Source organism: Herbiconiux daphne (assembly GCF_024979295.1).
Classification (GTDB): Bacteria; Actinomycetota; Actinomycetes; order Actinomycetales; family Microbacteriaceae; genus Herbiconiux; species Herbiconiux daphnes.
Genome location: NZ_JANLCJ010000159.1, coordinates 1 through 1032, shown reverse-complemented (window position 1 = coordinate 1032; position 1032 = coordinate 1). Strand labels below are relative to the sequence as shown.

2 protein-coding genes are annotated in these 1032 nt (G+C 44.0%); both read left to right on the top strand.

The features are described from left to right. Positions 1-409 (top strand): hypothetical protein (locus N1032_RS23770; protein ID WP_259542857.1); only part of this gene is annotated, 409 nt, incomplete at its 5' end. A gap of 12 nt (positions 410-421) precedes the next feature. Beyond that, the coding region (locus tag N1032_RS23765; RefSeq protein ID WP_259542851.1) for a hypothetical protein at positions 422-1032 on the top strand (611 nt) is incomplete at its 3' end.

The following is a 1032-nucleotide window of genomic DNA, read 5'->3' as shown; positions in this document are numbered from 1 at the left end:
CATGGTTCCTGGTGGTATATCTATACCTAAACCACAGAAACAGAAAACCCAAGTAGGACAAGATGCAGGTGCTCTAGCTGCATCTACTCAAGCTCCTGCCCCTATCTCAGCGTCTCAGGGTACTCCTGTTAAACAACCTGAAGAGAAAGGTTTCTTCCAGAGCATGACTGAGGCTTCTGCTAAACAGTGGAATAAATCAACGGGTGGCACTGGTGAGAATGATAAGCGTGGATTCATGGAAAGAATGAATACTAAGTCTGCTGATCAATGGGCTAACTTTACTGGCACTGGTAAGTATGATACTTCCAATGGACAGAAAGCCCCGTCCAATGCTATGGGCTTTGAAGATAAGATGAATGCTGGTTTCGGCTTAGCTGCAACCCTTATGAATGCATTCGGTAATCGATAAGGAAATACAAATATGGCTAATCCATACACCGAACGTTTGAATTCTCTTAACGATAAACGAGTGAATAGTAACGTTCGTCAACTTAGTGACATGGTTGGCCTGCCTACACGTAGACCTGGAGGTGGTCAATTGACTTCTCCTTCAGGTGTACCAGTTGGTGCAGCTCCAATCCCACAACAGCCACAAGAAGATGAGTCTTATAAAAATACTACCTTCTATAATAACTTTGATCATCACCGTCAGAATGACCCTCATTTTGATTCACTAGCTGGTGAAATGACTAAGTTGGCTACAGGTCTTCGTCAGCAAGTTGAAGCTGGCTATATGCCACCTCAGATTGCTCAAGACAATTTAAAACAATTCATTCAAGATAGTTTCCATCGTCGTGGTCAAGCTGATCCACATCTGAAACGTCAGGCAGCTGAACAAGCACAACAAGTAGAGACACAAGACCGCTCTGGTGCATTGCTTAATCAGATTGCACAAGAGGCTGTTATGAACCCAGCTAAAGGATCTGAACTCGATCCTACTCAATCTACACCTCCAGTTCAACAGATTGGTGATAGTGGTCTGAGTGTTGGGATTGGTGGTGCTCAATCTAAGCCAGTTGGTGGTGAACAATC